The following is a 23,585-nucleotide window of genomic DNA, read 5'->3' as shown; positions in this document are numbered from 1 at the left end:
GTTCATGGGACCCGCGTGGCCGCGTGATCTGTGTGCTAAAGCTAGACCTTGACATCGATGTGAGAGTCAAGTGGAGAGTGTCGTGCGTATCGGGGAATTGGCTCGACGAACCGGCGTCAACCAACGGCTGTTGCGCTACTACGAGGAGCAGGGCCTACTGCGGCCAGTTCGGCGACCGAGCGGATACCGCGAGTACGGCAACGCCGACGTGGAACAGGTGCGACGCATCCGCACCCTGCTCGCCGCCGGGCTCAACACCACCACCATCGCCGACGTGCTGCCCTGTACGGCCGACACCGGCAACGGCCTGGCCGCGGCATGTCCCGACCTCTTGACCGACCTGCGCCGTGAACGCGACCGGATCAGCAGTTCCATCGCCGAGCTGCGCACCGCCCGGACGATGCTCGACGCCATCATCGAGGCCACCTCACGCTGAGGCCACACGCCGCCCAACCGAGCCAACATCGAAGCCCTCGCAAGATCCACGACGGCATCCACGGCTGGCTCTGTCCACCGCTGCTGAAGTTCCTGCCGGCCGGAGGCTGGACCACCCACAGCGCCTGCCCGACGACCAACCGGCCGCTCGCAGCCCAGCTACGCGCCGTCGTATCGGGCGATCCATCCCAGTCGCTGCGGTCACGGCGAGACGGCCCAGAAAGCTAACCGACAACAAGCCGCCCTCCGCAAACACATCCTCATTTGCCGCAGGCAGGGCGTGGTAGCGCTGATCCGTCCAGCGCTGTCAGTAACCGTCGATCATGAGCGCGCGTCCGGAGTGCAAGGACGTTCGGACGTGCGAAAGTAGTCTCCTGGTCGCCGTACCCGGCCCGCGCCGATATCGGGATCGCCATTCACAGGCGGCCACACGTACCTGTACCGTGTGGCAGAATCTGTTTCATGGCGTCCCCGATTATGATCGATGCTGCGGGCAATGAGTTGCTGGAGTTCAGGACGGGAGCCGAGGGCAGTTTGGAACTCCTCGAGGCTGACATCCCGTTGACGCTGGCGTTGGTGGTAGCTCGATACAACGGCAAGACCCTGCTTGTGCTGAATAGATCGCGAAAGGAGTGGGAACTACCGGGCGGCATGGTTGAGCCAGGTGAGACACCCAGGGAAGCGGCGGTCCGAGAATTCGTTGAAGAGACCGGCCAGACCGTTCCGGTCATTTCATTCGTGGGCGCAGCCAAGTTCCGGCTGATGCCTGACCGACGCTTGGAGTATTCCGCCGTCTATGTTTGCGGCCTCGTCGGCCGCATACCATTCGTCCCCAACGACGAGATCGCCGACGTCCGGTGGTGGGACGGGACGGAAATCTCCGCTCTGGCGGCTCTCGACGCTGAAATCTGTCGGCTGGTGCAGTGCGGTGAGCACTGCCAGCCGCCGCAGAGCGCTCCGCGCTGATCTGCCCCAGTGCGTGCGGCGGGCTGGCCAACGGAAGAGTCACATCGTGTGACGCCGTGACGTCCTCGGCACCTTCGGGTTGTCGACAGAGTTATTGAGGCCCGGTCGGGCCGTACGTGGTCATAGATCCACGACACGGAGCGTGCTCAGTCCTGTGGCACGAAGAACGTTGGCATGGTCTCCTCGATCTTGGCGGTGAGTTCATCAATGATTGCGGTGGGCCAGCCGAAGTAGGACGTTGTGTAGGTGAGGGCGTTGTAGAACGCGGCGATTGCTGCCCTCGCCGCGTTCTCAGCGGAACCCAAGCCAACACGAAGGTAGGCCACCTGGTGGCCTGTCACTGGGTCTTCAGCCCATTCGCGTCGTTGGCGGGCAGGGTAGAGGGTCGGGTGAGTCATGTTGGACAGAAAGCCGTAGATTCCGGTCCCCGCACGACCGTCGATTGTCCCGCCGTAGCTCTGGGTCAGTTCGTACATCCAGAGAACGACAGCTTCCAGGTTGGGTAGGGTCTGTCCGTTCAAGGTCCGGTTCCCCAAGGCCGCTGTGGTCGTGCCGGGAAAGCGAGCGATGATCTCACCCTTCAGCGCCGTGTAATGCTGGTCGGCCAGCAGGTGACTTGGGTGCGTCTTGGCGCGCATCCGACCGGCGTTCTTCTTCGCCTCTTCCGCGCTCACGAGCTCCTCAAGGTAGGCGCGGGCAAGCCTGTTCTCGGACGATTCGTTGGGGTCTTCGCCGAGTACCCACACAGCGTGTGCACAGTTCTCGATGGTTGAACGGATGAGCGGTGGCGTCGGGAAGATGACCTCACAGCTCGCATAAAGGCTCGCGAGTCCGCCGAGGTGGCCGCTCGCTGTGAGTAGGTAGGTCTGCACGACCTCCGCGATTAGCCTATGCCCGGTCTCTCCTCGCGGCTCGGCGACTGCGGGGTCTGGCGAGGGAAGTTCCGCCGCAGCGTGTGCGGCGGGGGATCGCTGCGCCGGCGTCCAATGGAAACGGTCGGCCGTCTCGAAGAAGGCATCACGGCAGGCGACGAACAGGCTTGCGATCTCGCCCAGTCGGAGGTACGGCAATGGCGAGGTCAACAGGCGCCGGCTGGTTCGCGGTACGCCGATCACCGGCACTACGTCGTTGCCGCGAGCCCGGCCGATCTGCGGGGCCGGTCCGCGGTATGGTCCGGCTTGATCGCTGGTTGAGCCTCCTACTTAAGTCGTAAGTCGAGTGTGGTCCTGCGCCAGATGGCGCGGCGGTGCTGCTGCAGCAGGCTCTCGGGTATGAACCAGAGCGATGCACCAGAGCAGACTCCTTCCCGGTCCTACCTGTCCCGGCCGGCTTTCCGCCTGCGGCGTCTCGGTGCCGCCCTGGCAACCGCGGTCGTCGTCGGGGCGGGCGTCGTCGGCTGCGGTGCCGGTGCCGCGCAGGAGCCGGCCCCGACGAGCGACACCCCGGCGGCAGCCGTCGAACCGGGCGTGCTGAACGCCAGCGACGTGAACGCCTGGCTCGACGAGATGCTCCCGGCCGCGCTGGAAGCCAATGACATCGCCGGGGCAACGGTCGCCGTCGTCAACGACGGTGGGACCGTCACCACCCGGGGGTACGGCCACGTCGACACCGGTGGCGAGGGCACCGAGCCGGTGCCGGTCGACCCCGAGCGGCACCTGTTCCGGATCGGGTCGGTGTCGAAGCTCGCCACCGCCACCGCCGCGATGCAACTCGTCCAGGACGGCAAGGTCAACCTCGACGCCGACATCGCCGGCTACCTCGACTTCACCATCCCCCGCAACTTCGACGAGCCGATCACCCTGCGGCACCTGCTGACCCACACCGCCGGGTTCGAGGAACGGATCGCCGGCCTCATCGGCAAGGAAGGCACCGAGGCCGTCCTACGCGACGCTCTGGTCACCGACCCGCCGGAGCAGATCTACCGGCCGGGCACCGTGCCGGCCTACTCCAACTACGGCAACTCGCTCGCCGGATACATCGTCGAACGGGTCAGTGGCATCCCGTTCGAGGAGTACGTCGACCGTAACGTCTTCGACCGCCTCGGCATGACATCGTCCTCATTCGCCCAGCCGCTCCCCGCCGACCTGGCAGGCCGCGTTTCGAACGGATACGACAACGCGTCGTCCCCCGCCGGGTACTTCGAGATCATCGGCACCCCGCCCGCCGGGTCGATGAGCGCCTCGGCCCCGGACATGGCCCGCTTCATGCTCGCCCACCTGGGCGAACCCGTCGGCGACACCCCGATCCTGGACAAGCCGACGCTCGACCTGATGCACCAGCCAGCGCTCGACGCCACCACGCTCGGCACCCTCGCCGGTGCACCCCGGATGACCCTCGGGTTCTTCGACGAGAGCCGCAACGGCCACCGGATCATCGGCCACGGCGGCGACACCCTCTACTTCCACACCCACCTACAGATCTACCCGGACGAGGGCGCCGGCCTGTTCATCTCGCTCAACAGCACCGGTACGTCGGGGCTGGCCAACCACAAGCTGCGACAGGAGCTGACGAAAGCCTTCGCCGACCGTTACTTCCCGGCGGTGCCCGGCGCGGCGGCGAACAACGTGTCGGCGACCGAACTGGCCGCTCCGACCACCGACGCCTCGGGCACGGCCGAGCGGGCCGCGATGGCCGCCGGCACCTACGAGAGCTCCCGCGCGATCGAGAGCAACTTCCTGACCGTGATCGGCCTGTCCGGGCGTACCACGGTGAGCGTCCGCGATGACGGCCGGCTGCTGCTCGAACCGCGTCCGATGTCCGATACCGCCGCCGTCTACGAAGAGATCGAACCCTGGGTCTGGCGCGAGGTGGGCGGCCAGGAGACGATCGCGATGCGAGCCGTCGACGGCCGGGTCGACGCGATCGTTTTCGACTCCGCGTTCGCCCTGGTGCCCGTCGATACCGCACGCAGCACCTATCTGGCCATCCCGGTGATCGTCGGCTCGGTGGTCATCCTCCTGCTCACCGTCCTGGCCTGGCCGATCGGGGCGATCGGTCGCCGGCTGCGGCGGCGGGCACCGCGTGATCGAGCTGGACGCACCGCGCGCATCCTCAGCCGCGTCGCAGTCGGCTGCGCCCTGCTCGCGGTCGGCGGCTGGGTGGGAAGCCTGATGCTCATCATGGGCCTGGAGGATCTCTCCACCGTCTCGATGCGGAGCGTGCAGGTGGCCCAGCTGATCGGCCTGCTCGGGGTGATCCCCGCAGCGGTCCGGCTGGTGGACGACGTCCGCCGGCGGGTCGGCTGGTCGCGGACCGCCGGCAGCGCGCTGGTCCTGCTGGCCCTCGCCGGTACGGGATGGTTCGCCGTCGAGTTCATGCTGCTCTCGCCGAACATCTCCTACTGACGGTTTCGACCGATCCCTTCCCGACCCACCCCTCCCCGATCCGTCTCGATCTGCTAGCAGAGGATGCTGACACGGTGAACGATCACATCGAGGACGGCCCGGTCACCGCCGAGCCAATTGGTCCGGCGGACCAGCCCCGGCTGACGAAGCGGGTGGACGTACTGCTCGCCAACCTCGGGGTGACCGGGCGGTTCGCCCGGGACTGTCTGCTCGCGGCCGTCGTCGCCGGGCTGACGTTCACATTGATGGCGGCTCTGTTCCGGGGCGCGACGTCACCGGGCGAAATCGTGGTAGACCCGGTGCGGGCCTGGCTGCTCGTCGCCCTCGGGGTCGGGCAGGCGCTGCTGCTCTGCCTGCGCCGGGTCCGCCCGCTGCTCTGCCTCGCCGGCATCGTCGGCCTTCAGGTCGCCATGATCACCCTGTCCCCACCAGACGCGACGATCCGGGCATTCGCACCGTTTATCGTCGCGTACACCATCGGGGTTCTGCTGCCGGCCCGGACGGCGTTCGTGCTGGTCGGCGCGGCGGTGGCGATCGAGGCGACAGCGGCGTTCGGCACCGCCGCCGTCACGACGCCGGACCTTCTGCTGTCGGCTGTCGGCCCTGCCGGGTCGAGCGCACTGTCCAATCTCGCTGCGGTCCTCGTCGGCAACTACGTGGCGACCCGCCGACGCTACACGCAGCTGCTACGCCTGCAGGCCGCCGAGGCGGTCCGGGCCCAGCAGGCGAAGGTGCAGGCCGCGCTCGGCGCGGAACGCACCCAGATGGCTCGGGAACTGCACGATGTCGCCGCCCACCACCTGTCCGGCATGGTGGTGCAGGCGGCGGCGGTCCACCGGCTGATCGACCGGGACCCGGACGCGGCGAAGGCCGGCGTGGCCTGGATCCGGTCCCAGGGCAAGGAAACCCTGAACAACCTGCGGCTGGTGGTCGGGGTGCTGCGCGGCACCCCGGCCGACAGCAGCGGCGGCGGCGACACACCTGGCCACCATGGCGAAGGAAGCGCTCCGGTGCCAGGCTTGGCCGTGCTCGACGACCTGGTCCGGACCGCTCGGGACCTGGGCACACCGGTCGAGTTCGTGGGTGAAGGGCCGCCACGTCCGGTGCCGCCGATCGCCGACGTCGCTCTCTATCGGATGGTGCAGGAGTCGCTGTCCAATGCGCGGCAGCACGCGCCGGGCGCCCCGGTGCTGATCACGCTGCGCTACCTGCCGCGAGAGGTGTCGCTGGCGGTGGTGAACGATCCGCCAGCGCGGCGTCCCGAACCTGCGGCGCGCACCAGCAGCGGAGTCGGGCTGATCGGCATGCGGGAACGGGCGCAGTTGATCGGCGCACGTTTCGCGGCCGGGCCGACGACCGAAGGCGGCTGGTCCGTCACAGCGACGCTGACATCAAAGGGAGGGGACCCGTCGTGACCGGTGCTGGGAATGGGGCCGAGACTGGCGCTGGGACGATCCGAGTGATGCTGGTCGACGACCAGGCGGTGGTGCGGGCCGGTTTCCGGGTGCTCCTGGCGCAGGCGGACGACATCGAGGTGGTGGCGGAGGCGTCCAGCGGATCGTCAGCGGTGGCGGTGGCGGCCCGGCTGCGCCCCGACGTCATCTGCATGGATGTCCGGATGCCCGGCGGCGACGGGCTCACCGCGACCCGCGAGATCCTCGCCGGCTCGCCCGAGTCGCCGCCAGCCATCCTGGTGGTGACCACGTTCGACCTCGACGAGTACGTCTTCGGCGCACTCGAATCCGGGGCCAGTGGCTTCATCCTCAAGGACTGCGAGCCGGAGGACCTGATCGACGCGATCCGTCGGCTGGCGAACGGGTACGGTCTCGTCGACCAGGTCGTGACCCGCCGGGTGATCTCGGAGTTCGCCCGTCGGCGACCGGCAGCACCGCCCGCGTCCGCGGCGGCGCACCAGCTCACCCCGCGCGAAGCCGAGATCGTACGATTGCTCGCCAAAGGGCTGTCCAACAACGAAATCGCCGACGAGCTCTTCATCGAGACCAGCACGGTCAAGTCACACCTCGGGCGGGCGATGACCAAGATCGGCGTACGGGACCGGGTGCAGACCGTGGTGTGGGCGTACCAGAACGGGTTGGCCCCGAGCTGACAGTCGGTCGAGGACGGGGAGGGTGACGCCGGCGTGCAGGTAGAACTTGTAGATCGCGTCGCGCAACTCCCGGGCAACCCGCGCGGTCGCCGGCAAGACCCCGGCCAAACGCAACCGGTACGTACGCCGGACCGGCGCGGCGAAGGATGTCAGCCGTGCGCTGGAGGCCAAGGACCGGGCGCTGGCCGGGATCAAGGTCCACATCACCAACCTCCCGGACCCCGACCCCGAGCAAGTCATCGCCGCCTCCAGCCGGTCGGGCCGATCTGGGAAGGCGGTGACCACGGCGAAGCCGACGTCCTGGCCTCCCGCTACCGACGCAGCCCGCAACTCGCCGACGGACTCGGCGCCCGGACCGTCGCCTTCCCCGCGATCGCCACCGGCGTGTGTGGCTTCCCTCCCGACCAGGCCGCCCGGATCGCCGTGGCAACGCTCAAGGCCATACCAACAGCGGTTCAACGGGTACGACTCGTCGCATTCGACGAGGACACCCGGGAACGCCCGCAAGCGGCAGCGACTGACACCTCCGCAACTGCCACGACCGAACGGCCTTGCTCTGATCGGGGCCGGATCGAGTTTCGACGTCGAGGTGTCGATTTCGCGGCTCGCCGTTCGTCTTACTGCGAATCTCGTACCGACGAGGAGGTAGCGATGAAGTACGTCATGCTCATCTACCAAGGCCCGGCGCTCGAACGGCAGTCCGCGCTTACCGAGGTGGAGCAGAAGCAGGTCTACGCCGACTACCAGGGGATCAACCAGGCACCGGGTGTTACCACCGTGCCGCCGCTGGGACTCGCCGAGAACGCGACCACCGTGCGGGTCGAAGGAGGCAAGATCCTGACGACCGATGGCCCGTTCGTCGGGATGAAGGAGGCCGTGGGTGGCCTGTTCATCCTTGAGGCCGACGACATCGACGCGGCCATCGAGGTGGCCGCCCGCGTCCCGGCGGCACGCTATGGCGGAGCCGTCGAGATCCGGCCCTCGGAAGTGTATTGGTAACGGCACTCGACGAGATCTTCCGCGACGAGTGGGGGCGCGTCCTGGCCACCCTCATCGGCGTCCTCGGCGACTTCGACCTCGCCGAGGACGCCGCGCAGGAGGCGTTCGTCATCGCCGCCGATCATTGGCCACGCGACGGCGTGCCAACCAACCCGCGCGCCTGGCTGGTCCGCACGGCGCGTAACCGCGCTACCGACCGCATCCGCCGTGACCGTGCCTTCGCCGCCAGGCTCGGCCTGCTCGTCGCTGCCCAGGAGGTCGAGATGCCCGTGGACACCACCACCTTTCCCGACGAACGCCTGGAACTCATCTTCACCTGCTGTCACCCGGCGCTCGGCATCGAGGCGCAGGTCGCGCTTACGCTGCGTACCCTCGGGGGCTTGACCACCGACGAGATCGCCCGCGCCCTGCTCGTCCCGGAGCGCACCATGGCGCAGCGTTTGGTGCGGGCCAAACGTAAGATCAAGGCGGCGGGGATCCCGTTCCGGGTCCCGCCGGATCACCTGCTCCGCGAGCGTCTCGACGCCGTACTCGCCGTCGTGTATCTGATCTTCAATGAGGGTTACGGCGGTCGCGACGAGCTCGCGGCCGAGGCGATCTGGCTGGGACGTGCACTGACCGAACTGCTTCCCGACGACCCCGAGGTTCGCGGGCTCCTGGCGATGATGCTCTTGCACGACTCTCGCCGCGAGACGAGGTTCAACGACGGCGAATTGGTGCTGCTCGAAGATCAAGATCCGTCACGGTGGAACACCACGCAGATCGCCCAGGGACGTGCCGGACTCAACCAGGCGATCGCTTTGGGCGGTCGCGGGCCCTACGTCCTCCAGGCCGCGATCGCCTCGCTGCACGCCGAGACGCCGTGCGACTGGGCGCAGATCGCCGCCCTGTACGGCGAGCTCACCCGCCTGACCGCCTCGCCGGTCGTCGAGCTGAACCGCGCCATCGCCGTCGCCGAGACCGAAGGACCACAGGCCGGTCTGCGTATCGTCGACGAACTCGGTCTGGAGGACTTCCGCTACCTGCACTCAACTAGGGCCGAGCTGCTGCGACGGCACGGGCGCACCGATGAGGCGCGCGACGCCTATCGACGTGCGAGGGAACTCACCGAGGACGGAGCCGAACGGCGCTTCCTCGAACGCCGGCTAACGGAACTTGCCAACGGAACAGGTCCCGGTAGCGACCCGGCAGCACCGGATTGAGTCCTGACCAGGGTCCTGGCACCTAGCGCCAGTTGCCGGCCAGCCCTACGGCCCTCCCGAGTGACCGGCGACATCGCCGCACCTGTGCCGGTGCGGCGTCGGATGCACACTCTTGTCACCGAACACCCCGTGCCTCCTGGCCGGCCGTGCCCAGGATCCCGCGCCGGACCGAGCTCGCTTCCGGCCTCCGCTTCGACGTGGTGGGCCCTGAACGATCGGGCCTTGGTGCGACTGCTGAACATTCGGTCATAGTGGACGCCCTGTGCGCCCGCCCGCGCGTATACCGTGACGGGCAAGCATAGGCAGGTATCAATTGCAGGGGGGGCGTCGACATGGCGTTATCAAAACGGGTGGCCCTTGCGGCATCCTGGCTGGTAGCGGGAGTGGGCGCGCTGACCGCCCTCGCCATGATCTCTGTGGTGCCCGGTAGCGCCTCGGCGGACACCGTGGCAGGTGGATGCCGGGCGACGGCGCGTACCGACTCGCATTGGGGCAATGGTCCGACGAGCGGCGCGGTCGTCGTCGTCACGGTCACCAACACCGCGACGACGCCCGCGACGACCTGGTCGGTGACGTGGACGCTGGCGGACGGCCAACGGGTCGTCAACGCGTGGAACGCCACGGTCAGCACGTCGGGCCAGACGGTGACCGCGGTCAACCTCGCATGGAACGGCAGGCTGGCTCCGGGTGCCTCCACGACGTTCGGGATGCAGCTGGCCGGCTCGAGCTCGGCACCGGCGTTGAGCTGCAGTAACAATGCCGTGTCACCGCCCTCCTCGCCGCCAGTCTCCAGCTCGCCGCCGGGGCCTGAGGACGTCAGGGTCACCGAGGCCGACACCCGCACCGCAGTGACCCTGGTCCTCGGGCAGACGCTCGGCGTGTCCCTGCCGTCGAGCTACCTACCGTTGACGTCCACCAGCCCGGCGTTGACCCTCGTGTCGAGCAGCGGCGGATACCCCACCGGTCAGCCGCTGACCGCGCTGTTCCGGGCGGTCGGTACCGGTTCGCTCGACCTGTCCACGGTGAGCGACGACCCGTGCTTCCACACGACGCCACCGTGTGCGAGACCGGTCCTGCAGTGGACGGTTCACGTCAACGTCGTCCCCGCGTCGCCGGCCGGAGACGTCAACCTAACCCAGGCCGCGAACCGGACCACGGTCAATCTGGTCGTCGGGCAGACACTCGGCGTGTCGCTACCCGCGAACTACCGGCCGTTCACGTCCGTGAACCCTGCGTTGACCCTCGTGTGGACCACCGGTGGTTACCCCACCGGGCAGCCGCTCAGGGTGCTGTTCCGGGCGGTCGGGGGCGCCTCGTTCGACCTTTACACGCAGACCGACACGGCGTGCAACCACGACCCCACCCCGTGCCCCGGCCCATACCAGCCGTGGACGGTACGCATAAACACCCTCTACCCGCCGCCGTCCCGCTGACCGGGCCACAACGACAAGTCGATCACCATGCACCTCGCCGCCACGCGCGCGCCGGCACCGGCGATGATCGTCAGGTATCGGCGCACTCAGGGGAGGCGAATGCCGGGCCTGCGATTGACGCGCCGGCCACAACGGGCGCATGACTCCTACGTCCTGGCGTACTCGCCGTGGCCGCCACCGCTGCCACATCAGCCCGCCGCCGACGCCGTGGACGTACCGAGCTTGGCCGTGTGGGCCGTGGATGTCCAAGCCGCACTGACCCTCCTGGGACGGATCCACGACAGCCGGCACGTCGGACTTCCACACCCGGATCGGCGCTACGCGAGGCTCACCGACCTGGACTCCGCAGGCGCCGACCTCGATCGGGCCGCGATGCTCGACTGCGGCATGACCGGTCGGAGACCCGTACCAACCCCGGCCGGATCCGGGAGCGGGCGTCCCCCGAGAACAGTCGGCCTCGAGGACGTCGCGTCCCGCCTTGGTGGCGACCCCGACGATCTCGAAGTGCTTGACCTGTCCGAAGCCTACGAGATCGGCCCGAACGACGGATGGGTCCTGCATCTCGATCAGGTAGGCCCTGCTGTCACCATTTTCGAAGACAACGGCTTCCAGGGAGCCCGCCCGGAGGTGCTGCGAGCGTTCAGCGTCGACGCGGAGGTTCGCAGTGCCTGGTGGAACGTCAACGCGGTGACACGGTTCAGCTTTGCCACGCAGGGCGAGCTCATCACCGCGATGGAAGCTGGCTGGACACGCGGAGGCGTCAGACCCGACGCGCTCGACGCCGAGCTTGCTGATCGCTACGGCGCCATGCGTACTCCCAGTCTGTGGGTGGCAGGAATGCTCGCTGCGGTCGAGCGCCGTACCGGTATCCGTCTTGATCGCGACCAGCGTGCTGAGGTGTCGTAGCCGCGGACTAGGACGTGTCCTGCCGACCTGTGAGTGGGGGTTGATCGTTGACGATGTGCCGGTGGTACGTCGTGGTGAGTTGACCGATGAGGCGTGGGTGGTGATCGCGCCGCTGCTTCCCGAGTCGGGCGGTTCGAGGGGCGGTGGCGGGATCATCGGCAGGTCATCAATGGGATTCTGTGGAAGCTGTGTACGGGCGCGCCGTGGCGTGACCTGCCGGAACGCTTCGGGCCGTGGAAGACCTGCCATGAGCGCCTGCGGCGGTGGACCGCTGACGGCACGTGGGATCGGATCCTGGCCGCGGTGCAGGTCCATGACGACGGCACACCGGTGCAGTGGACGATCAGTATCGACTCGTCGATCGTGCGGACGCACCAGCATGCCGGCGCCCGCAAAAAAGGGGCTCCGCAACAAGTCCGGCGACGCCTGGTGCGCGAGATGGCGAGGCCATCGGCCGATCCCGTGGAGGGCTGAGCACGAAGATCCACCTCGCGGTCGACGGACGCGGCCGACCGTTGTCGCTCCTGCTCACCCCCGGTCAGGCCGGCGACAATCCCCAGCTCCTGACGTTGCTCGACGCGATCCGCGTCAACGAGCCCGGACCCGGACGACCCCGCAAGCGCCCCGAGGTGCTCATCGCCGACAAGGGCTACGCGCTTGACTCGACGCGTCGAGCCCTGCGGCAGCGAGGAATCCGGCACGTCATCCCCGAACGCAGCGACCAGGTCCGCCCGCCGGGCAGCCAAAGGCAGCACCGGCGGACGACCACCAGCCTTCGACAAGGCGATCTACAAGAAGCGCAACGTCGTAGAACGCTGCTTCAACCGGCTCAAACAGTGGCGTGACCTGGCCACCCGCTACGCCAAACGCGCATCCCCTTACCGCGCGAGCCTCATCCTGATCGCTGCCGTCATCTGGCTTCCATGATCGACAGGACAGACCCTAGGCAGTCGCGGCCGGGGCGTACTCGGGCTCGCGACCCTCGCTCGCATCCGTGGCGTTGTTGGCGTCCGCTGTGGAGCGCCGCACTACCAGCGCCAGCCCGGCGATGACGATGGCGGCCGCGGCCAGCTCCGTCACGCCGACGGGCTCATCCAGCAGCAGCCACGCCGCGCTGAGCCCGAAGACAGGCACCAGGAGGCTGAACGGCGCCACTCTCGCGATCGAGTACTGGGCGATCAGCCGGTTCCAGATGCCGAAGCCGACGAGGGTCGACACGTACGCGATGTACGCCACGGCTAGCAGTCCGCGCCCCGACAGGCCGGTGATCGCATCGAGCACCGCCTGTCCGCCGTCGACCACGCCGGCCAGGCCGAGCAGCGGTAACGGCGGTACCAGGCTCGACCAGACCAGCAGCGAGAGCGGTCGCGTCTCGCCGCTGGCCCGCATGACTAGGTTTGCCGTGGCCCAGCTGGCCGCCGCGAACAGCGTCAGCGCGAAGCCGATCACCGTAGCGTGGCCGCCGCTGCCGATTGCCAGCACCCCGATCCCGACCGATCCGACCAGTACGCCGGCCACCTGCGCCCGCGCCGGCCGCTCGCCGAGCACTGCCGCAGCCAGCAGCACCGACATGAGCGCCTGCGCCTGCAGCACCAGCGAGGCCAGACCGGCGGACATGCCGGCTGCGAGCGCCGTGAACAGTGCGCCGAACTTCAGGACGCCGAGCACCAGCCCGTAGGCGATCACGTAGCGGAGCCGGGCGCTGGGGCGCGGCACCAGGAAGACCAGCGGCACCGCCGCCGCGACGAAGCGCAGCGCGGTCAGCACGAGCGGCGGCAGGTCGCGCAGGCCCAGCTCGATGGCGACGAAGTTGACGCCCCAGATAGCGGCGACGAGCAGGGCGAGAAGTCGGTGTGATGCTTTCATACCGGCTACGCTGCCCGAGGCAACGCTTAAGGACCAGTTCAACGTTCTTCATCGCTGATGTAGCGTGGCTACATGAATCTTGACGTACGCCGGCTCCGCGTGCTGCACGAGGTTGCGCTGCGCGGCAGCGTCACCGCCGCCGCCGCGGCGCTGCACGTCACTCCGTCGGCGGTCTCCCAGCAGCTCGTTCAGCTGTCCCGAGAGGCCGGGCACGAACTGGTCGAGCGGGCCGGGCGCGGGATCGTCCTCACCCCTGCCGGCCAGGTGCTGGCCAGCCACGCGAAGGACGTGCTGGGCGCGGTGGAGCAGGCGGTGGCCGGGCTCGCCGCGCTCCGCCACGGCGTCAGCGGTACGGTGCGGGTCGGCGCGTTCGCGTCCGCAGCCGGCGCGCTGGTGGCCCCCTCCGCCGCACGCCTGCGGGCGAAGCACCCAAAACTAGACGTGCGGGTGATCGAGGCCGAAGACCAGCAGAGCCGCCTCGACCTACGCTCCGGCACCCTCGATGTAGTGGTGCTGCAGGAGTACGACCACGTGCCCGCGCCGCTGGTCAATGACCTGGACCGGCATCCGGTCACCACCGACCCGATGCACCTGATCACCCCGGTCGCGTGGCGCCGTCGCACCGGCCGGCTGAGCGAGCTGAGCGACGTGCCATGGATCGCCAGCGCCGAGCACACGCCGTGTCTACGGTCCACATTGCACGCTTGCCGGCTCGCCGGCTTCGAGCCGGACATCAGGCACCGTGCCGTCGACTTCGCGCTCACGCTGGACCTCGTCGCGGCCGGGCTGGGCGCCGCGCTGGTGCCGGAGTTGGCACTGCGCCACGTGCCAGCCGGGGTGCACGTGGAGCCACTGGTCGAGCCGGTCACCGAGCGGCGCATCTTCGCAGTCACCCGCGCCCTCGGTGGCACGCCGCAACGGCCCGCGGTGGACGCCCTCCTGGCGGAGCTGAGCGGCCCGACCGGCGTCCCCAGTGGACAGCTTGCGCCGATCATCGCCTGATGTACGTGCTTTGACCCCCGATCGACGAGCATTCGGCCATGATCGGGGCAACGGACGTTGCCGTCAGTCCGCGCGCACGTCAAGCCCGAGGTCGGTGGCGATGACCAGGAAGTTCAAGCAACACGGGAAGCGAACTCTTCACATCGTCAATGTCGCCGACCGCAGTGCCTAGGCTGATCGTCAGCGAGGAAACATCCTGGTCATCGACTTGTACAGGTCCTCGACAATACGGGCAGCCATCAGGCACGGGCGGTCTCTGGCGTGACTTCATCTCCCGCCATTTGGTCACCGGCGGTTGAGCCGTCGAGTCGGCCCCAGCTCATGATCACGTGTACGGATCTGCCGCAGACAAGGCGCGCTGTCAGCTCAGCCAGGTGATCGGCAGCCCATCAACGCAGCCGTCCACCAGCGTCGGCGGACCGCCAGGCAGCGCCACCTCCGGCACCGCTCACACGAGCAGGGCCCACCGAGGGCGTACCTGATCCGGCCGATCACCGCGGCCCTCGGGGCGCTCGGCCGTCACGCACGACGACGGCCGCACCCACCAGACGCCCACGATCCACCAGGTCACGGCGCGTTCGCAAAGGGGGTTCGTGTACCGCCACATCCGCTCTCACGTCTGGCCCAGCTCAGGAGCTATGGGTGGGGCGGGCGGGACTCGAACCCGCGACCGAGGGATTATGAGTCCCCTGCTCTAACCGGCTGAGCTACCGCCCCGAAACGCCGCGCCGGATCTTATCCCGCTCGGCGATCAGCAGCCAGCACCGTGCCGGCCGGTGCCCACGCCTGCACCAGCACGATGGGCTACAGGAATATAACAGCGTGCTCGGGTACGACTGTCAGCCGGCGCGCAGCTCGTCCAGCACCGCGCCGGCGGCTCGCCATCCGCTGGCGAGGGCGCCCTGGATCGATGGGCTGTCCCGGTGGTCACCGGCCACGAACAGGCCCTCTCCCAACGACACGGGCTTGCGTAGCCGTCCCTGCGGTGGCGGTGCGGCGGGCAGCGCCTGGGGCACGGCCACGGTGGTGAGGTGGGTCCAGTCGGCGGTGGATCGGCCGTACAGCCGGGTCAACTCGGCCCGGATGGTCGGCTCGGGTGGGGCGGTCGGGCCGACCACCGAGGTGGCCACCAGGTGCCGGCCGGCGGGGGCGTAGGTCGCCGTGGCGTTGCTGAGCACCACCGTGTTCGCCACGATCTCGCGCCGGTCGCCGTCGACGAGCAGGATCGGCTCGGTGAGCGGCGGCTCGGGAGCGCTGTGGTAGTAGGTGGTGTAGCTGTGCATGCGTACCGTCGCCAGGGCCGGCAGCAGCGCGGGCGCCGCGGGTGGGTCGACGGCGACCACGACGGCCCGGCAGTGGATGTCGCCGGCCTGGGTGCGGACCCGGCCGGGCGCGACCTCCGCGACGGGGGTGTCCAGGTCGAGCAGGTCGGCGGGCAGCGGGTCGGCGATGGCCCGGGGCAGCGCGGCCATGCCCTCGGCGGGCAGGCCGATCCGGCCGCGGGCGAAGGAGCGCAACACCATCGCGAGTACGTGGCTGGACGTGGCCAACTCCCGGTCGATGAACACACCGGACAAAAATGGCCGCAGCAACTCCTCGATGATGGCGTCGGAGAGGCCCGCCCGGCGCAGTGCCGTCTCGGCGCTGGTCTCCGGCGCGGCGAGCAGCCGGGACACCGGCAGGGTGGCGCAGCCGGTCGCGAGCGCGGCGAAGCGGAGCCGGTCGAGCAGGGAGCCGACTCCGGCGAGCGCGGTGCCGGGGGCGCCGGTCGGCTCGCGCAGCGGGTTGACCAGCCGCAGCAGGTCGTCGCCTCGGCGCACCAGCACGCCGGAGGTGAAGTACCCGAGGTGCAGCCGGTCGGTGTCGAGCAACGTGCCGAGCTGCGGGTAGGCGGTGTTGAGCACCTGGAAGCCACGGTCGATGAGGTAGCCGTCGACGACGTCGGTGGCGACCCGGCCGCCGAGCCGGCCGCTGGCCTCCAGCAGCCGCCAGGGCACGCCGGCGCGGTGCAGCCGGCGGGCGGCGGCGAGGCCGGCCAGGCCGCCGCCGACGATGACCACGTCCGTCTCAGCCAGCATCGCGCGCCTCCCGCTCACCGTTCGCCCGGGACAACCGGCCCGGCCACCAGATCTTCGGCCCGATGTCGTACGCGAGCGCGGGCACCAGCAACGACCGGACGATGATCGTGTCGATCAGTACCCCGATCGCGACCGCCGTACCCAGCTCGACGAGCAACACCAGTGGCAGCACGGCGAGGGCGGAGAAGGTCGCGGCGAGCACGATGCCGGCAGAGGTGATCACTCCGCCGGTGACGGCGAGGCCGGCGAGCACACCGGCGCGGGTGCCGCGCTTGACCGACTCCTCCCGCACCCGGCTGGTCAGGAAGATGTTGTAGTCGATGCCGAGGGCGACCAGGAAGACGAACGCGAACAGCGGAAACGACGAGTCCACCCCGGGAAAGTCGAACACGTGGCGGAACAGCAGCGCGCAGAGGCCGAGGGTCGCCGCGAAGCTGAGCAGCACGGTGCCGATCAGCAGCAAAGGGGCGAGCAGCGCGCGCAACAGCAGGGCCAGGATGACCGCGATGACCACCAGCACCACCGGGATGATGACGTTCTGGTCGCGCTTCGCGGCGTCGGAGGTGTCCACGTTGATCGCGGTGAAGCCGCCGACCACCGCGTCCGCGCCAGCCACCCGGTGTACGGCGACACGCAGCTCCCGGATGGTCCGCTCGGCGCCGTCGCTGTCGGGCGGGTCGGCCAGGGTCGCCTCCAGTTGCACCCGCCCGTCGACGACCTTGGGTGGGGCGTTCTCCTCGGGTGGGCCGGTCTGCGGGCCGGCGGTGAAAGGGCGGACGGCGGCGACGCCGGGCACGCCCTGCGCCACCTGGGCGACCTGTTGGGCCGTCTGTTGGGTGGTGAAGATGGTGGCCGGGCTGCCCGTGCCGGCGGGGAAGTGTCGGGCGATCACCTCCTGGCCATCCACCGAGTCGGTGCGCTGGGTGAACAGGTCGGACTGCCCGAGCGTGGTGGCACCGAGCTGGGTGAGGCCCAGCGTGAGGGCGGCCAGCACGACGGCGGTGCTCAGCCAGATCGGTCGGGCGTGCCGGGCCACGAACCCGGCGACGCGGCTCCAGATGCCGTGCTCGGCGCGCGGGTCGGCCTGGTCGGCTCGAGGCCGTCGCGGCCAGAACGCCCACCGGCCGCCCAGCAACAGCAGGGCGGGCAGGAAGGTCAGCATCACCAGCAGGGTGGCGGCGATGCCGATGGCGGCGACCGGGCCGAGCGCCCGGTTGGAGTTGAGGCTGGACAGCAGCAGGCAGAGCAGGCTGACGATGACAGTGCCGCCGGAGGCGATGATGGCGGGCGCGGCGCCCCTCCAGGCCGTCCGCATGGCGTCCCACGGTCGGTCGTGGCGGTGCAGCTCCTCCCGGTAGCGGGCGATCAGCAGCAGCGCGTAGTCGGTGCCCGCCCCGAAGACGAGCACGGTGAGGATGCCCTGCGCCTGCCCGTTGAGCTTGACCACGTCCGCGTCGGCGAGCAGGTAAACGAAGACCGAGGCCAGGGCGTACGACATGCCGGCGGCGAGCAGCGGGAAGATCCAGAGCACCGGGCTGCGGTAGACCACCAGCAGGATGACGAGCACCACCACCAGGGTGACAAGCAGCAGTGGCCCGTCGATGGCGGAGAACACCTTGATCAGGTCGGCGAGCAGGCCGGCGGGTCCGGAGACGTCCACGGTGAGCCCGTCCCGGTCACCGCCGGTGATGTCGCGGAGCCGTTCGACTACCGCTTCGATCTCCTCCCCCTCGGCGTCGTCCACCGGCACGACGACCTGGAGGGCCTGGCCGTCCTCGCTCGGGATGGGCGGCGGCAGCGGGGTGAGCACGCCGGGCACCTGGGCGAACCGGGCGGCGTCGGCGCTGACCCGCTGCCGGTCCGCGTCGGTGATCCCGGCCGGCCGCTCGTAGACGACAAGCGCCGGGATGGTCTGCCGGTCGACGAAGTCGTCGGTGAGGTCCTGGGCGCGGGTCGCCTCGGCGTTGGTGGGCAGGAACGCCGCGTTGTCGTTGGTGGCGACCTCGCTGAGGCGCCCGGCGTACGGGCCGGCCACGCCGCCGATCACCAGCCAGGCCAGCACGACCGCCACCGCGATCAGCGTGGCCCGGCCGCCCCGTCCCGACATCCGCACTCCCCCCATGGATCGACGCGGTGGAGTTTGCGTCAACGCCGACCATCCTGCCGGCCCAGCAGGTCGGAAGGACCGAAACCGGAATCCCAACGGCGTCGATCAAGGAGTTGTGGTGGTGGACGAAAGGCTCAATCACCACTCAACCCGGCACCACAACTCCATGATCGACCGGGGCGGGGGGCGGGAGGGGGTACGAGAACGCCCGTCGGCCGGGGGCCGACGGGCGTTGGGTGGAGAAGCTCCCCCGATTGGACTCGAACCAATAACCTGCCGGTTAACAGCCGGCTGCTCTGCCAATTGAGCTACAGGGGATCGTGCACCGCCCGGCCCCGGATCATGCTGGTGCCGTGCGACGGGAAAAGAATACAGGACATCCCCCGGTGGTGGTCCAGTGGGTTCCGCCCCGCACGCCGCTGATCGAGGTGCCCAGGCCAGCGCCCGCAACGCATCGACAATTAGGGTAAATCGTCATCCCGGCACAAGTATGCGTGAGCGGGGAGCAGGATGGGTAGTTAGCTGCGGACAGAGGACGCAGGCGCGAACAGGTCGCCTTCCGACGGGGCAACTCGCCGAGGCGACGGCGCGTCAGGTACGGAAGGAGCCGCCATGCGCGGAAAGATCATGTTTCTTGGCGGGCTGGCTGCGGGATTCGTCCTGGGCGCCCGTGCCGGCCGGGAAAAGTACGAGGAGCTCGTGGTCAAGGGCCGCAAGGTGCTCGACCACCCGACCGTCCAGGAGGCGGCCGGGGTCGCGCAGGCCCAAGCCAACAAGCTCTACAGCGAGGGCAAGGACAAGCTCGGCCAGACCAAACTGGCCGAGAAGCTGGGCACTGGCAACGGCAGCACCGGCAAGCAGGAGCTGACCGCCGCCGACGACGCGTTCGCCGGCACGCCCGCTACCGTGGGCGCCAAGGCGGGCACCAGCACGGTCGGCACGACCTCCGGGTCGCCGTCGGCCACCAACACCCCCCGCACCAAGCCGTCCGGCTCGGGCACGAACGCCAGCACGCTCTGACCAATCGCACGTCGACGGGCCGGTCGCCGCAGGGCGACCGGCCCGTGGTCTGTCCGGAGTCCGGTCAGTCCTTGCTGCTGAACGCCGCGTCGAAGGCCGCGCTCGGGGCGTCGAAGGCGAGCCGGCGGACGAACTGCAACGCCTCCGGGGCGCCGAGCAGCCGGTCCATCCCGGCGTCTTCCCACTCGACCGAGATCGGGCCGGTGTAGCCGATCGCGTTCAGCGCGCGGAAGCAGTCCTCCCAGGGCACGTCGCCGTGCCCGGTGGAGACGAAGTCCCACCCGCGGCGCAGGTCGGCCCAGGGCAGGTGCGAGGCGAGCCGGCCACGCCGGCCATCCCCGGTACGGACCTTGGCGTCCTTGCAGTCCACGTGGTAGATCCGGTCGGCGAAGTCGAAGATGAAGTTCACCGGGTCCAGCTCCTGCCAGACGAAGTGCGACGGGTCCCAGTTCAACCCGAACGCGGGCCGGTTGCCGATCGCCTCCAGCGTCCGCTTCGTCGTCCAGTAGTCGTACGCGATCTCGCTGGGGTGCACCTCGTGCGCGAACCGCACCCCCACCTCGTCGAACACGTCGAGGATCGGGTTCCACCGGTCGGCGAAGTCCTGGTAGCCGCGCTCGATCATCGACGGCGGCACCGGCGGGAACATCGCCAGGGTGTGCCAGATCGACGACCCGGTGAAGCCGACGACGGTCTTCACGCCGAGCTTCGCCGCCGCCCGCGCGGTGTCCTTGATCTCCTCGGCGGCCCGCTGGCGAACCCCCTCGGGCTCCCCGTCGCCCCAGATGCGGCCGGGCAGGATGTCCTGGTGCCGCTCGTCGATCGGGTGGTCGCAGACCGCCTGACCGACCAGGTGGTTGGAGATCGTGAAGACCTCGAGGTTGTGCTTTGCGAGAGTCTCCCGCTTGCGCTCGACGTACGAGTCGTCGGCGAGCGCCTTGTCGACCTCGAAGTGGTCGCCCCAGCAGGCGATCTCCAGGCCGTCGTAGCCCCACTCGGAGGCGAGCCGGCAGACCTCCTCGAAAGGCAGATCGGCCCACTGGCCGGTGAAGAGCGTGATGGGTCGCGCCATTGTTCTACTCCCCTGTTGTCATGGGGGATTCCAGGTGCGGACCGGGGCGAGGGTGACCGGGCGTACGCGGCGCCGGACGGTCACCGGCGGGTGCGGAACACACCTGAGCCCGGCGGGTTGCGCCTCCCACCGGGTCACCGGCCACCAACACGGTCGCCGCCCCCACCCTATTTCCGTGGCACCCCATTGCGAAAGCCCTGCGGCTCGATCATCATTCGGCCACCTCCTCGGGCGCCGGCAGGGCGGCCCGCACGGTGAAGCCACCACCGGCACGCGGGCCGGCGGACAGCGTGCCTCCGAGGCGTTCGGTGCGCCTGCGTACCCCGAGCAGACCCCGCCCGGCGTCGGAGCTGCCGCCGCCGGACGGCAGGGGGCCGGCACCCTCGTCGCGGACCTCGATGGTGATGCCCGTGGCGTCGTAGCGCAGGCGGACCGCGACCGGCGCGCCCCGGGCGTGCCGGCAGGCGTTGGTCAACGATTCCTCGATGATCCGGTACGCCACCGCGTCGACCGGCCCCGGCAACGGCCGGGGCTGCCCGGCCAGGGTCCACCGCACCGGCTGGCCGGCGGCGAAGCCCTCCACGAGCGCGTCGAGGCGGGTCAGACTGCCCGTCGGATCGAACGGGTCGTCCAGCTCCTCCGGGCGCCGAAGCGCACCGTGCAGCCGATGCCCCTGCTCCAGCACCATCCCGCGCCACTGCGCGAACCGCCCCATGCAGGTCAAGGTACGGCAGTCCGCTGCGCGCCGGTCTCCCGCGTCACCAAACCCCCCGCCCTACCCACCCCTCCCGCCCCGGCGGGCCGGCGCGGCGCGGGTGGGACCGGCGCAGCGCGGGTGGGACCGGCGCAGCGCGGGTGGGACCGGCGCTTTGCGGCGTCGGCCCCACCCGTTCTAGCTGGTTAGGGCAGGGTCCACTTCTGGTTGGCCGCGCCGAGGCAGGTCCAGAGGTGTACGGCGGTGCCGTCCGCCGAGTTGTTGCCGGAGACGTCGAGGCACTTGCCCGACGACGGGTTGCGCAGGCTGCTGTCGGAGGACTGGGCCGCCCAGTTCTGCGCGCCGCTGCCGTTGCAGGTCCAGAGCTGGATCTTGGTGCCGTTGGCGGTGGCAGCACCGTTGACGTCCAGGCACTTGCCGAGCGCCCTGATGGTCGAGCCGGACACGGTCCAGGTCTGCGCCGTGCCGCCGTTGCAGGTGTAGAGCTGGATCTGGGTGCCGTCGGCGCTGCCGCCGCCGCGCACGTCCAGGCACTTGCCCGCCAGGCCCTTGATCGGGCCGACGCCGGGGGTGCCACTGCCGCCCTTGACCAGGGTGAAGTCGTCCAGGTCGAAGAGCCCCGTGCCGCTGCCGGTGAAGGTGAGGTAGAGGTTCTGGGTGCCGGACGGGACGTTGGCGAGCGTGGTGGTGACGTTGGCGTACGTCGACCAGCTGCCGGTGTTGGGCACCGCGACGGTGCCGAGCACCGGGCCGGTGGCGGAGCCGGTGCGCACCTGGATGCTGCCGCCCGCGCCACCGGAGACGACCCGGGCCGTGAACGAGGTGACCCCGGTCAGGTTGACCCCGTTGTACGCGGCCCAGTCGCCCGGCTCGATGTAGCCGAGGGTCTGCCCACCGTTGGCGCCCTCCTTGGCGAACGCGGAGACGCCGTTGGCCGAGGTGAACGACTCGGCCTGGATCGTGCCGGTGGGCGTCGGGGTGGTGCCCAGTTCCTTGATCCGGATGTTGCGGAACGCGACGTCGTCACCGTTGCCGTGGTTCTGGATGCCGATGTGGCCGGCGAGCGAACGGACCGGGTCGGTGTTGGTGAAGTCGTTGATCTTCACTCCGTTGAGGAAGACCTGGAGCCGCTCGCCCTCGACCAGCAGCTCGTAGGCGTTCCACTCCCCCGGCGCGTTCAGCGCCGCGTCCCGGGCCGCGGTGTCGGCGGCCTTGTACGTGTAGACCGCGCCGGTGGTGCGGTCGACCGCGTCGGTGGCGTCGATCTGGACCTCGTAGCCGTTGTTGATCGCCGACTGCGGGTCACTCGACGGCGGGAAGCCGATGAAGATGCCGGAGTTGTCGTCCCCGGCCAGCTTCCAGTCCAGCTTGAGCGAGTAGTTGGTGAACTGCTTGGCGTTGTACCAGAACAACCCCATGCCGCCCACCGAGGTCAGGGTGGCGTCGGAGTTGGTGAAGTTGCCCGGGCCGGCCTGTGACCAGCCGGTCGTCGAGCCGTTGTAGAGCGGGGTGTACCCGGTCTCCGGACGGCAGTCGGCCTTGCTCCGACCGGAGGCGTACCGGATGCCACCGAGCAGGTGGGTCCGGAACGCCGGCTCGGCGTACGACGCCTGGGTGTGCCCGGCCCCGGTGTAGAAGGACCGGCCGCCGTTGTAGCTCTTGCACCAGCTCAACGGGTGGTCGGCGCCCATGCCGCCGCCGGAGTACGACGACTCGTCGAGCGTGGCGAGCACGTGGGCGGTGGAGCGGGCGTTGGTCCGGTAGTTGTACCACTCGTCGGTGCGGGTCCAGGTCTGCGGCAGGTGACCGGTCGCGGCGTGCGCCCGGTCCTCCACCTTGACGTTGGCCTGCTGGATCGCCGGGTGCGAGGCGAACCACGCGCCCACCAGGTTGCCGTAGAACGGCCAGTCGTACTCGGTGTCGGAGGCCGCGTGCACGCCGACGTAACCGCGGCCGGAGGCGATGTACGACTCGAAGGCGGTCTGCTGGCTGGCGTCGAGCACGTCGCCTGTGGTGTTGAGGAAGACGACCGCCTCGTACTGGGCGAGGTTGGCGGTGGTGAACGCGGTCGCGTCCTCGGTGGCGGTGACGGTGAAGTTGTTCGCCGCGCCCAGGTCGCGAATGGTCTGGATGCCGACCGGGATCGCGTCGTGCCGGAAACCGGCGGTCTTGGAGAAGACCAGCACGTCGTACGGGGCGTCGGCGGCGCTGGCCGGGCTTGCCGGGGTGGTGCAGGCGATGACGGCGAGTGCCGCCAGGGCCGCACCGAGGACGGGTCGCAGGCGTCTGCGCATATCGCTCTCCTAACTGTGGTTAGGAAGGGCCCCCTGCCC

At 69.5% G+C, this 23,585-nt stretch carries 18 protein-coding genes, 2 tRNA genes and 2 pseudogenes; 13 read left to right on the top strand and 9 right to left on the bottom strand.

Annotated features, from left to right (window positions below):
* The first annotated feature begins 82 nt into the window (after positions 1-82).
* Together AB0B14_RS13785 and AB0B14_RS13780 are read left to right on the top strand one after the other, a co-directional pair.
* Positions 83-436 (top strand): MerR family transcriptional regulator, encoded by a 354-nt coding sequence (locus AB0B14_RS13785; RefSeq protein ID WP_357070892.1) that lies wholly within the window; start codon positions 83-85, stop codon positions 434-436.
* Between the two features lie 461 nt (positions 437-897).
* Positions 898-1,401, top strand: coding sequence for an NUDIX hydrolase (locus tag AB0B14_RS13780; protein ID WP_357070895.1), 504 nt, complete (start codon positions 898-900; stop codon positions 1,399-1,401).
* Between the two features lie 146 nt (positions 1,402-1,547).
* Here AB0B14_RS13780 and AB0B14_RS13775 read toward each other — a convergent pair whose 3' ends face one another.
* Positions 1,548-2,516, bottom strand: coding sequence for a hypothetical protein (locus AB0B14_RS13775; protein ID WP_357070898.1), 969 nt, complete (start codon positions 2,514-2,516; stop codon positions 1,548-1,550).
* Positions 2,517-2,672: 156 nt separating this feature from the next.
* Here AB0B14_RS13775 and AB0B14_RS13770 point away from each other — a divergent pair, with 156 nt between their 5' ends.
* The 9 genes and pseudogenes from AB0B14_RS13770 (at position 2,673) to AB0B14_RS13730 (ending at position 12,319) form a co-directional block, all read left to right on the top strand.
* Positions 2,673-4,745: a serine hydrolase domain-containing protein gene (locus AB0B14_RS13770; protein ID WP_357522607.1), complete on the top strand. Its 2,073-nt coding sequence runs from the start codon at positions 2,673-2,675 to the stop codon at positions 4,743-4,745.
* A gap of 74 nt (positions 4,746-4,819) precedes the next feature.
* Positions 4,820-6,160, top strand: a complete 1,341-nt coding sequence (locus AB0B14_RS13765) for a histidine kinase (RefSeq protein ID WP_357070904.1) — start codon at positions 4,820-4,822, stop codon at positions 6,158-6,160.
* 47 nt (positions 6,161-6,207) lie between these two features.
* Positions 6,208-6,852, top strand: coding sequence for a response regulator transcription factor (locus AB0B14_RS13760; RefSeq protein ID WP_357070907.1), 645 nt, complete (start codon positions 6,208-6,210; stop codon positions 6,850-6,852).
* A gap of 255 nt (positions 6,853-7,107) precedes the next feature.
* Positions 7,108-7,350: pseudogene (locus tag AB0B14_RS13755) on the top strand (macro domain-containing protein); the annotation flags it as partial.
* Positions 7,351-7,503: 153 nt separating this feature from the next.
* Entirely contained in the window at positions 7,504-7,851 is a 348-nt protein-coding gene (locus AB0B14_RS13750) for a YciI family protein (protein ID WP_357522694.1), read from the top strand.
* Positions 7,845-9,053 carry an RNA polymerase sigma factor gene (locus AB0B14_RS13745; protein WP_357070913.1) on the top strand — a complete coding sequence of 403 codons (1,209 nt, stop codon included), beginning with the start codon at positions 7,845-7,847 and terminating at the stop codon, positions 9,051-9,053. The genes AB0B14_RS13750 and AB0B14_RS13745 overlap by 7 nt, the downstream gene beginning before the upstream one ends.
* A 350-nt stretch (positions 9,054-9,403) precedes the next feature.
* Positions 9,404-10,486 carry a cellulose binding domain-containing protein gene (locus AB0B14_RS13740; protein WP_357522606.1) on the top strand — a complete coding sequence of 361 codons (1,083 nt, stop codon included), beginning with the start codon at positions 9,404-9,406 and terminating at the stop codon, positions 10,484-10,486.
* Between the two features lie 504 nt (positions 10,487-10,990).
* Positions 10,991-11,392, top strand: coding sequence for a DUF6461 domain-containing protein (locus AB0B14_RS13735; protein ID WP_357522605.1), 402 nt, complete (start codon positions 10,991-10,993; stop codon positions 11,390-11,392).
* A 61-nt stretch (positions 11,393-11,453) separates the two neighbouring features.
* Positions 11,454-12,319 (top strand): annotated as a pseudogene (locus AB0B14_RS13730) (IS5 family transposase).
* Between the two features lie 15 nt (positions 12,320-12,334).
* On the opposite strand, the gene AB0B14_RS13725 reads toward AB0B14_RS13730, so the two are convergent.
* Complete coding sequence (locus AB0B14_RS13725; protein WP_357070922.1) at positions 12,335-13,258, bottom strand: EamA family transporter; 924 nt, start codon at positions 13,256-13,258, stop codon at positions 12,335-12,337.
* A 72-nt stretch (positions 13,259-13,330) separates the two neighbouring features.
* On the opposite strand from AB0B14_RS13725, the gene AB0B14_RS13720 reads away from it, so the two are divergent.
* Positions 13,331-14,260 (top strand): LysR substrate-binding domain-containing protein, encoded by a 930-nt coding sequence (locus tag AB0B14_RS13720; RefSeq protein ID WP_357522604.1) that lies wholly within the window; start codon positions 13,331-13,333, stop codon positions 14,258-14,260.
* 643 nt (positions 14,261-14,903) lie between these two features.
* On the opposite strand, the gene AB0B14_RS13715 is transcribed toward AB0B14_RS13720, so the two are convergent.
* The 4 genes from AB0B14_RS13715 to AB0B14_RS13700 all read right to left on the bottom strand — a co-directional run bounded on the left by AB0B14_RS13715 (position 14,904) and on the right by AB0B14_RS13700 (position 18,763).
* Positions 14,904-14,977, bottom strand: a tRNA-Ile gene (locus AB0B14_RS13715).
* Between the two features lie 122 nt (positions 14,978-15,099).
* Positions 15,100-16,338: an FAD-dependent oxidoreductase gene (locus AB0B14_RS13710; protein WP_357522603.1), complete on the bottom strand. Its 1,239-nt coding sequence runs from the start codon at positions 16,336-16,338 to the stop codon at positions 15,100-15,102.
* Positions 16,328-18,445 (bottom strand): MMPL family transporter, encoded by a 2,118-nt coding sequence (locus tag AB0B14_RS13705; protein WP_357522602.1) that lies wholly within the window; start codon positions 18,443-18,445, stop codon positions 16,328-16,330. Before AB0B14_RS13705 ends, AB0B14_RS13710 begins: the two co-directional genes overlap by 11 nt.
* Positions 18,446-18,690: 245 nt before the next feature.
* Positions 18,691-18,763 (bottom strand) — tRNA-Asn (locus tag AB0B14_RS13700).
* Between the two features lie 294 nt (positions 18,764-19,057).
* Between AB0B14_RS13700 and AB0B14_RS13695 the strand changes: the two genes are divergently transcribed.
* The gene (locus tag AB0B14_RS13695) at positions 19,058-19,465 is read left to right on the top strand and encodes a hypothetical protein (protein WP_357070934.1); all 408 of its coding nucleotides are present in this window, start codon (positions 19,058-19,060) and stop codon (positions 19,463-19,465) included.
* Positions 19,466-19,529: 64 nt separating this feature from the next.
* On the opposite strand, the gene AB0B14_RS13690 is transcribed toward AB0B14_RS13695, so the two are convergent.
* The 3 genes from AB0B14_RS13690 to AB0B14_RS13680 all read right to left on the bottom strand — a co-directional run bounded on the left by AB0B14_RS13690 (position 19,530) and on the right by AB0B14_RS13680 (position 23,546).
* Positions 19,530-20,537 (bottom strand): sugar phosphate isomerase/epimerase family protein, encoded by a 1,008-nt coding sequence (locus AB0B14_RS13690; RefSeq protein WP_357070937.1) that lies wholly within the window; start codon positions 20,535-20,537, stop codon positions 19,530-19,532.
* Positions 20,538-20,748: 211 nt separating this feature from the next.
* Entirely contained in the window at positions 20,749-21,252 is a 504-nt protein-coding gene (locus AB0B14_RS13685) for an ATP-binding protein (RefSeq protein WP_357522601.1), read from the bottom strand.
* A 185-nt stretch (positions 21,253-21,437) separates the two neighbouring features.
* The gene (locus AB0B14_RS13680; protein WP_357070943.1) at positions 21,438-23,546 is read right to left on the bottom strand and encodes a ThuA domain-containing protein; all 2,109 of its coding nucleotides are present in this window, start codon (positions 23,544-23,546) and stop codon (positions 21,438-21,440) included.
* Between the last annotated feature and the right edge of the window lie 39 nt (positions 23,547-23,585).

The sequence above is a fragment of the Micromonospora sp. NPDC049171 genome, from assembly GCF_040648275.1.
Taxonomy (GTDB): Bacteria; Actinomycetota; Actinomycetes; order Mycobacteriales; family Micromonosporaceae; genus Micromonospora.
The sequence above is the reverse complement of the archived record's forward strand: the minus strand, read 5'-3'. Positions and strand labels throughout refer to the sequence as shown.

Bases quoted from the DNA above. Each gene is read 5' to 3' on its own strand.
- AB0B14_RS13780 (WP_357070895.1), top strand. From the start codon at position 898: ATGGCGTCCCCGATTATGATCGATGCTGCGGGCAATGAGTTGCTGGAG.
- AB0B14_RS13770 (WP_357522607.1), top strand. From the start codon at position 2,673: ATGAACCAGAGCGATGCACCAGAGCAGACTCCTTCCCGGTCCTACCTG.
- AB0B14_RS13760 (WP_357070907.1), top strand. From the start codon at position 6,208: ATGCTGGTCGACGACCAGGCGGTGGTGCGGGCCGGTTTCCGGGTGCTC.
- AB0B14_RS13750 (WP_357522694.1), top strand. From the start codon at position 7,504: ATGAAGTACGTCATGCTCATCTACCAAGGCCCGGCGCTCGAACGGCAG.
- AB0B14_RS13725 (WP_357070922.1), bottom strand. From the start codon at position 13,258: ATGAAAGCATCACACCGACTTCTCGCCCTGCTCGTCGCCGCTATCTGG.
- AB0B14_RS13720 (WP_357522604.1), top strand. From the start codon at position 13,331: ATGAATCTTGACGTACGCCGGCTCCGCGTGCTGCACGAGGTTGCGCTG.
- AB0B14_RS13710 (WP_357522603.1), bottom strand. From the start codon at position 16,338: ATGCTGGCTGAGACGGACGTGGTCATCGTCGGCGGCGGCCTGGCCGGC.
- AB0B14_RS13705 (WP_357522602.1), bottom strand. From the start codon at position 18,445: ATGTCGGGACGGGGCGGCCGGGCCACGCTGATCGCGGTGGCGGTCGTG.
- AB0B14_RS13695 (WP_357070934.1), top strand. From the start codon at position 19,058: ATGCGCGGAAAGATCATGTTTCTTGGCGGGCTGGCTGCGGGATTCGTC.
- AB0B14_RS13690 (WP_357070937.1), bottom strand. From the start codon at position 20,537: ATGGCGCGACCCATCACGCTCTTCACCGGCCAGTGGGCCGATCTGCCT.
- AB0B14_RS13685 (WP_357522601.1), bottom strand. From the start codon at position 21,252: ATGGGGCGGTTCGCGCAGTGGCGCGGGATGGTGCTGGAGCAGGGGCAT.
- AB0B14_RS13680 (WP_357070943.1), bottom strand. From the start codon at position 23,546: ATGCGCAGACGCCTGCGACCCGTCCTCGGTGCGGCCCTGGCGGCACTC.